Raw genomic sequence first — 6,509 nt, forward strand, 5'->3', positions numbered from 1 at the left:
ACTTAGCTTTCTAGCGCATAGCCCGCGGATCGAACGGTCCGGATCGGATCGGACCCGCTTTCGTCAGCAATCGCTTTGCGCAGCCGCCTGATATGCACGTCCACCGTGCGTAGTTCGATATCGCTGCCTGTTCCCCAAACGCCGTCGAGCAATTGGTTTCTGGAGAAAACCCGCCCGGGGCTTTCCATGAAAAACTGCAAAAGGCGGTACTCGGTAGGGCCCAGCTTGATGGGGGTTCCGCTGCGCATAACCTTATGCGCGACGGGATCCAGCGTGATGTCGCCTACTTTTACGGATTCGCCGGCAAGTACAGGGCGAATACGCCGCATTACGGCAGCAACGCGGGCAAGAAGCTCTCTCGGAGAAAATGGCTTGGTCACATAGTCGTCAGCACCGGTATCGAGTCCGCGGATCCGGTCGTCTTCATCCTCACGCGCAGTGAGCATGATGATCGGCACGTGGCTGGTTTCTTTTGACCGCCTCAGCCTGCGGCATACTTCGATCCCGCTCGTGCCTTCGATCATCCAGTCGAGAATGATGAGATCCGGTTTGTCTTCGGCAGCCAGGACCAACGCTTCGTCGCCGTCAGCTGTGCAGCGAACCGAATAGCCTTCTTTCTCGAAGCGATATTCAAGCAATTCCGACAGAGCCGGATCGTCTTCAACAATGAGCAATTGTGCTATCGGCATGGCGTGAGCCCCTAGCAGACTTTGTGTTACAGTCTTGTGTCAGGCAGCGCGAAATGTCGCCTAACCGTCATCCTCGTCAGGAGGATAAGAGCCTGTCGCGGCATAGTGGACCATCTCGGCAACATTGGTTGCGTGATCGCCAATCCGCTCGATATTTCTTGCAACAAACAGCAATTGCGCAGCGCTAGAGATCGTGGCTGGATTCTCCATCATATAGCTGACAACATTGCGGAAGATGCTGTTGTAGAACGCATCGACCTTATGGTCAGCCGCGATCACTTCGCGCGCCAAAACGGCATCACGTGCGGCGTAGGCCATGAGTACATCATGGACCATTTCCGCGGCAAGCTCTCCCATTGCAGGCAGCAGGGTAAGCGGTTCGAAATGCTTGCGTTCCTCGACTTCGCTCACTCGTTTTGCGATGTTCTTGGAATAGTCGCCGATCCTCTCGACAACACCGGCGATTTTCAGTGCTGCAATGACTTCCCGTAGATCGTCCGCCATCGGTGCGCGCAAAGCGATGATCCTGACGGCCAGCTTGTCTACTTCGGATTCGAGCGCATCGATTTTCTTGTCGCGTTTGGCGACATCTTTGGCCAGCTTTGCATCGCCATTGATCATGGCTTCCAGCGATTCCTGAATCGACAGCTCGGCCAAGCCGCCCATTTCAGCAATCAGGCCGCGCAAACGGGTGATGTCTTCATCAAATGCTTTGACTGTATGCTCGTTCATTAGCCGTACCGTCCCGTGATATAGTCCTGTGTCTGCTGTTCTAGCGGATTGGTGAATATGTCGGAAGTGCGCCCATATTCCACGACTTGGCCGAGATGGAAGAACGCCGTGCGCTGCGACACGCGTGCCGCTTGCTGCATCGAGTGCGTAACGATCACGATCGCATAATTGCCGTTCAGATCAGCGATCAGTTCTTCGATCTTGGCCGTCGCAATCGGATCGAGCGCCGAACATGGTTCGTCCATCAGAATGACTTCCGGATCGACCGCGATTGCCCGGGCGATGCAGAGCCGCTGTTGCTGACCGCCCGATAGAGCGGTGCCGCTATCGCTCAACCGGTCTTTCACTTCGTTCCAAAGGCCGGCACGCGTCAAAGAACGTTCGACGATTTCGTCGAGTTCTTCTTTGCCCTGCGCGATTCCGTGAATTTTAGGGCCGTAAGCAATGTTGTCGTAGATAGATTTGGGGAACGGGTTGGGTTTCTGGAAAACCATTCCGACCCGCGCGCGCAGTTGCACAACGTCCATCTTTGAGCGGTAAATATCTTCACCATCAAGTGTAATTTCGCCCTCGACACGCGCGGTGGGGATCGTGTCATTCATGCGGTTGAGTGCACGCAGGAATGTCGACTTTCCGCAGCCCGAGGGACCGATGAACGATGTCACATATTTTGACGGGATTTCGATCGACACATTGTCGATGGCCTTTTTGTCCGAATAGTACACGGACACATCCTTCGCGTTCATCTTCGCGTCGGTGGCTTCCAGATTGGGGTGTATTACAGTCACCATTTCTTCTCGAATTTGTTGCGAAGGTAGATTGCGAGGCCGTTCATCAATAGCAGGAACAGCAAGAGGACGATAATAGCAGCCGAAGTCCGTTCTACGAAACCTCGGTCGACTTCATCGGACCAGAGGAAAATCTGCATCGGCAAGACCGTTGCGGGCGAGGTTAGCCCTTCCGGCGGCGTGCCGACAAACAGCCGCATCCCGATCATCAGTAGCGGTGCAGTTTCGCCCAAGGCGCGCGCCATACCGATAATAGTTCCGGTGAGGATGCCGGGCAGGGCGAGCGGCAACACGTGATGGAACACGACTTGAACCGGTGAAGCGCCCACCGCCAATGCGCCATCGCGAATGGACGGCGGCACAGCCTTGATAGCGTTACGTCCCGAGATAACGATTACCGGCAATGTCATCAGCGCCAGCGTCATACCGCCGATAATGGGGGTTGATCTCAGATTGGGGAACAAAGTCAGGAAAACCGCCAATCCGAGCAAGCCGAAAATGATAGAGGGAACCGCAGCCAAATTGTTGATCGAAAGCTCGATAAAGTCCGTCCAACGGTTTTTCGGCGCGTATTCCTCCAGATAGAGTGCAGCCATGACGCCAATCGGAAAGGCGAGCAACAAGGTCACGATCATCGTCAACGCCGACCCTTTGAGCGCCCCCCAGATGCCTGCAGATTGCGGATCGGTTGCATCGGCACGCTTCAGGAAGCCGAGGTCCAGTCGCTTCTCTAGCTTGCCTTCGCTTTGCAGCCGCTCGGCAATGGGGCGAAGTTCGGGAACACCTTCGCCTTCAAGCGCCGCAGCGAGCCCCGGCGATGCCGGTAGCCAGAAAGTGGTTTCGCGCTGCAACAGCGCCGGATCGGCAATGATCTGCTGCGCAACTTCGCGCCAGGCGTTGGGGCTGAGTTCCTCGGCACCATCGGCCCCCAGAGCAGTTTCGGCATAGACCTGAACCGCGTCGGCCAAACCCTGTGTTTCCAGGCGTTGTTCCGCGTCCACTTGCGCCAGAACAGCAGGATCGCCCGAGATGCCGGTCTCCGACAATGCCATTGGCACAGCCAGCTCGGCACGTTGAAAGCCGCCAATCCCGTTCACCGTCATGGTGAAAAGCAGGAATGCCAGCACGAAGACCGAAAACAGGACTGCGGCCAGACCTGCAAATTTGAACCGGCGTTCGGCCGCGTAGCGCTTCTTCAAGCGCGCTTCAAACGCCGCGTTTCGCGTGGGCATATTGGGCAGAGATGCTGCGGTGTCACTCATATGCTTCACGGAACCTCTTCACGACACGCAAGGCAACGAAGTTCAGTCCCAGCGTCACCATGAACAAGACAAAACCCAGTGCAAATGCACTCAGCGTAGCCGGATGGTCAAAGCTACCTTCACCGGTCAGCATGGCGACAATCTGGAAAGTGACTGTGGTCATCGCTTCGAGCGGATTGCCCGTCAGATTGGCCGCCGCACCGGCGGCCATGACCACGATCATCGTTTCGCCAATCGCACGGCTGATTGCGAGCATGATGCCTGCGACGATGCCGGGAAGGGCGGCGGGCACCAAGACTTTCTTGATTGTTTCGGATTTGGTCGCGCCCATCGCCAGGCTGCCATCGCGCATGGCCTGCGGAACCGCCGCAATCGAATCGTCCGCCATCGACGACACGAAAGGAATGATCATAACGCCCATCACCAGGCCTGCGGCGAGCGCGCTTTCGCTTGAGGCGCCGCTGATACCCACTGCCACCGCCAAGTCGCGAATGAAGGGCGCGACGGTCAGTGCCGCGAAATAACCGTACACAACGGTTGGCACACCCGCGAGAATCTCTAGCGCGGGCTTGAGCCAGGCGCGCAAACGTTGATCGGCATATTGGGTTAGGTAAATCGCGCTCATAAGGCCAAGCGGGATCGCAGCGATCATTGCGATAATCGCGCCGATATAGATCGTTCCCCAGAACAGCGGGATCGCACCAAAGCGCGACGGGTCCGGATTGTCCGGATTGCTCATCGGATCGGGACCCCATTGGGTGCCGAACAAGAAGTCGATCGGGCTAACCATCCCGAAGAACCGGAAGGTTTCAAATACCAGACTTACGACGATGCCCAGCGTGGTCAGGATGGCGACAAGCGAGGCGAGCATCAATGCAGCCATCACTGTCTTCTCAACACGGGTACGCGCTGCAAAATCGGGCTTTAATTGCAAGAACGCCCATGTGCCGCACAGGAAGCCGATAATTAGTGTGCTCAGAAAGCCGATCAGATTGTAGAAGCCAATGGCCTCGCGGAAGGGTTCAACCAGTGGCTTCGCCCCTTCGTTGAACACCGCGTTGGCGGTACCGTTTGCGACAGCATTGGCCTCTCGAAGCAGCGTATCTCGCTGGAATGCGAATTCGGGAAGATCGGCCGCAGCAGGCGAGGCGAGGACCGATTGCTCTATCAAATGGGGTGATGCGACCATCCAAATCACGATGAAAACGCCCAGCGGGACAAGGATCCACAGGGCGACATACCATGCATGATAGGTCGGCAAGGCAGCCAATCTGCCGTTGTCAGCGTTGCTTCGGAATGCCCAGGCGCGCGCACGCGCGACCAGCCAACCGGCCAGCCCCAAACCGACTGCAAGTAATAGGAGAATGGCTGGCGACATTATCCGAACGGATCCCTAATTCGTAGTGTTCGCTGGAGGCTTAGATCATCAAACGCTGAACATGAAGCAATTGGCGCAGAGCGAGGATCGAGAATCGCAAGCCCGTCGCGATCCGCGATGTTTAAGTTTTGTGACAATAGCATGACAATCGCCCCGAATGACTTTGAGGTCAGCCTGACTGCGCAGGAATTCTGACCGTCACAGTTGTGCCTTGGCCAAGCTCGCTGGCAATGTCGAGACGTCCACGGTGACGCTCCACAATGTGTTTCACAATCGCCAGCCCGAGCCCTGTCCCCCCGGAGGCACGGCTGCGCCCGGGATCGGTACGGTAGAATCGGCGAGTGAGGTGGGGGATCTGTTCCGGGTCAATTCCTTCACCCGAATCGGTAACCTGCAACTTGGCTTCATCATTCTCTGTCAGCGAAAGAGAGACTCGCACTTCGCTGTCTGCGTGTCCGTATTTTAGGGCGTTATCGACCAAGTTGCGAGTGAGCTGTTCCAGCTGCCGGGCATCGCCGTTGACGAAAATTTTGTCCTGCAGATCCAGCGCCAGTCGATCTTTCCGGTTCAATCCCGCAGCATCGCTCGAAGAGTTGCGGACGAGCTGGGTGAGAGCAATCGATTCCGCCGGCTTGTCATGCTTCTCGGCCTCGATACGCGACAGCGACATCAAATCGCTTACCAAGCTCTGTAACCGCGTGCCTTCGGCGAGAATAGTGTCGAGAAACTTCTGCTTGGTTTGAGGCGGAAGTGCGTCGCCTTCGTCACGAATCGTTTCGACATAGCCAAGTATCGAGGCGAGCGGTGTACGCAACTCATGGCTGGCATTTGCTACGAAATCGGTGTGCGAACGGGCGACATCGACTTCTGCGGTCTTGTTGAGCAATTCAACCACGGAAATGCCATTGCCGACAATCCGGCGATTGATCCGCCACACGTCCTTGCGGCGTGTCAGCCCCTGGATCTGTGCGCTTCCGCTCTTGTTTGATTCGAGCAAGCGGATGGCTTTTGGGTGGCGCATCGCCACGCGCATATCCTGCCCGATAATATGTTTACCGAGCAGTTTTCGTGCCGCGCGGTTTGCAACACTTATCCGGCTGCCCTCCATCATTATGATAGGCGTTCCTGAAAATTCGACCAGCTCAGACATATTGTCGCTGCTAAACGGGTCTTCCTCGCTCACTGGCTCTTCCGGTGGAGGGGCCGCGCCGACAAGGTACAAGGTCCCGATCCAGACGAGCAGCACGGCAAGAATCCACCAAAGGCTAAGCCCGTTCGCGAACAGAGCAATCGCTGTCGCTAGTGCCAACAGCAGGCCCGGCCAGAAGGAGTTTCCGTTTCGGATCATCTCCGCTGCCCGTAGCGATAGCTGCGGCGCTATGCCACCAGTTTTGCCGGAATGTCGCCAAACAGGATGAAAGAGGGGCGGCCCCTATGAATGAAGCCGAAAATTGCTGGTGACCCCTACGGGAATCGAACCCGTGTTTCAGCCGTGAAAGGGCCGCGTCCTAACCGCTAGACGAAGGGGCCATCCGTGGTGAGCGGCGTTCAGTTTTGCCACTCAGGATGCAAAAAGCCATCACTGGTGACCCCTACGGGAATCGAACCCGTGTTTCAGCCGTGAAAGGGCCGCGTCCTAACCGCTAGACGAAGGGGCCAT

The 6,509-nt window shown here is 56.7% G+C and carries 6 protein-coding genes and 2 tRNA genes; all 8 read right to left on the minus strand.

Annotation, left to right across the window (positions count from 1 at the left end):
• Window positions 1-2 precede the first annotated feature (2 nt).
• On the minus strand, window positions 3-689 hold the full coding sequence (gene phoB / locus GRI41_RS04760; RefSeq protein ID WP_160603605.1) for a phosphate regulon transcriptional regulator PhoB: 687 nt from the start codon (window positions 687-689) through the stop codon (window positions 3-5).
• Between the two features lie 60 nt (window positions 690-749).
• On the minus strand, window positions 750-1,421 hold the full coding sequence (gene phoU, locus GRI41_RS04765) for a phosphate signaling complex protein PhoU (protein WP_160603606.1): 672 nt from the start codon (window positions 1,419-1,421) through the stop codon (window positions 750-752).
• Complete coding sequence (gene pstB, locus GRI41_RS04770; protein ID WP_160603607.1) at window positions 1,421-2,212, minus strand: phosphate ABC transporter ATP-binding protein PstB; 792 nt, start codon at window positions 2,210-2,212, stop codon at window positions 1,421-1,423. The genes phoU and pstB overlap by 1 nt, the downstream gene beginning before the upstream one ends.
• A complete protein-coding gene (gene pstA, locus GRI41_RS04775) occupies window positions 2,206-3,471 on the minus strand; it encodes a phosphate ABC transporter permease PstA (RefSeq protein ID WP_160603608.1) in 1,266 nt (421 codons plus the stop codon). The genes pstB and pstA overlap by 7 nt, the downstream gene beginning before the upstream one ends.
• Window positions 3,464-4,849, minus strand: a complete 1,386-nt coding sequence (pstC, locus tag GRI41_RS04780) for a phosphate ABC transporter permease subunit PstC (protein WP_160603609.1) — start codon at window positions 4,847-4,849, stop codon at window positions 3,464-3,466. Before pstC ends, pstA begins: the two co-directional genes overlap by 8 nt.
• Before the next feature lie 169 nt (window positions 4,850-5,018).
• Complete coding sequence (locus GRI41_RS04785; RefSeq protein ID WP_160603610.1) at window positions 5,019-6,197, minus strand: ATP-binding protein; 1,179 nt, start codon at window positions 6,195-6,197, stop codon at window positions 5,019-5,021.
• A 107-nt stretch (window positions 6,198-6,304) separates the two neighbouring features.
• Window positions 6,305-6,379: transfer RNA gene (locus tag GRI41_RS04790), tRNA-Glu, on the minus strand.
• 53 nt (window positions 6,380-6,432) lie between these two features.
• A tRNA-Glu gene (locus GRI41_RS04795) sits at window positions 6,433-6,507 on the minus strand.
• Window positions 6,508-6,509 lie beyond the last annotated feature (2 nt).

It is taken from the genome of Pontixanthobacter aquaemixtae (assembly GCF_009827395.1).
Lineage (GTDB): Bacteria > Pseudomonadota > Alphaproteobacteria > Sphingomonadales > Sphingomonadaceae > Pontixanthobacter > Pontixanthobacter aquaemixtae.